1 protein-coding gene is annotated in these 1670 nt (G+C 49.2%); it reads right to left on the reverse strand.

Going from position 1 to position 1670, the window contains the following annotated elements; all coding sequences use genetic code 11:
- Positions 1 to 357: 357 nt before the first annotated feature.
- On the reverse strand, positions 358 to 1569 hold the full coding sequence (locus tag DRJ53_RS20960; RefSeq protein WP_241558654.1) for an IS110 family RNA-guided transposase: 1212 nt from the start codon (positions 1567 to 1569) through the stop codon (positions 358 to 360).
- Between the last annotated feature and the right edge of the window lie 101 nt (positions 1570 to 1670).

Genomic DNA, 1670 nt, shown 5'->3' on the forward strand with positions numbered 1-1670 from the left:
AACATCGGTTCCTATGAAAAGGGATTAGCTGCATGGAAGTTGTAGTATTTTTTATTTGTTTTAGGCCATGACATATCATGCAGGCATTCCTTGCTCTTTCATCATTACAGTAAAGCAGGCTCCTATTAGCAGTCAACCACACCGGTGATGCTGCAGGTCTATATTATCTGCTCCTCCAGGGGAGGTAAAAAACTATGGCCGCAGACTTCTCGTTGGCACCTGGTGTGCACCCGATGTTGAGCGGTCCATAGCTGTAAACTTTTATTGCGCCTTACTGCTTCTATGAATAAGAAGGAAACGCTGATCCTTTTTTATTTAATCCGTTTCCCTTTTGATTACTAAAAACCCTTTTCCCCCTCACTGTTGTAACTGGGCCACTACCAGCTTGGGCCTGCCCTTTCTCTTTGGTTCGGCAGGAAGCGGAGCATCAATGGCCACCGCACAACAATCTCCATCTACTCCCAGCACGTACATCCGCCCTGATAAAAGCACCGCCCGCATGCGCCTGAGCAGCTTTCTTGCAATGCGGATGATGGCATCCTGCCCCTTCATACGCCTGGTGAGTGCTTTGTAGCAATCCAGCATGGCTGCGTCCCGTCTTATCAGTTGCCAGGCAGCCTCCACAAGCATGCTTCTGAGCTGACTGTGCTTTCGCATGGAAATACCAGTATGCTTAATGCTTGCTCCTGAACTGTGGCTATCTGGACAAAAGCCGATAAAGCGGTTCAACTGGTCAAAGGTTTTGAACCGGCTCATGTCACCCACCTCCAAGAGGAACAGCATTGCTGTAAGCGGACCTACACCGGGAATGGAGCGTAGGACCTCACTCTGCTCTCTAAACTGCTCACTCCACATCAGCTCCCGCAGTTTGCGTTCTGTTTTCAGCAACAGCAACCTTAACGCCTTTACCTCTTCCAGCATCAACAGCAGCGTATCTTTTAGATCCTCGTCAGCCATTGCCTGCTCTTCGATCCAGTGAAGAAAGTTGTGGCTCCAGTGTGCATTGTCGTACTTCTGCGGTATAACCATGCCTTGGAAGTGGAGTTCGCTTTTCAGCCGGTTTTTGCACCTGACCAGGTCACCCCACAGCTTTTTGCGAAAACGGATCAGGCTGCGTTGCTTCTGCTGCTTTTCAGTGGGTACATGTATTGGGTGCAGCAGGCCTGCTGCCAGGTGTTGGGCCAGCTTACGGGCATCCACGGGATCTGTTTTGCTTCTTCTGTCCTTATCTGCTGAAGGGATGTCTGCAGGGTTTACAACTATGCACTCCATGCCTGCTGACCACAAACTTCTGCACAATGCAAAGCCAAAGGGGCCGCTTTCATACACACAGTGGAAGCGGGCATCACCATAGCGCTTACGAAGATGGATAATCAAGGCCTCACTGTTCCCTTCAATAGAGGTATTGGAGAGTACCAGGCCTTCGTAAAATACCGCTACCTGCCAGCGCTTCTTGTGTACATCGATGCCCACATAAAGTTGCCTGTTGCTGAAGTCTGCACCATTTTGTATCTTTTGTACAGGGTTCGCCTTCTTTGGAGCGGAAGTGTGTTGATTTGCTTTCATCATCTGAAATCATTTAGTTCACAACAAATTACTTCCTTGCAGCACCTGTGTCAAGCACAAGGCGACTGATGCTCCAGGAGACGGACCCTTTTACATATAGACTT

It is taken from the genome of Paracnuella aquatica (assembly GCF_003332885.2).
Classification (GTDB): domain Bacteria; phylum Bacteroidota; class Bacteroidia; order Chitinophagales; family Chitinophagaceae; genus Flavisolibacter; species Flavisolibacter aquaticus.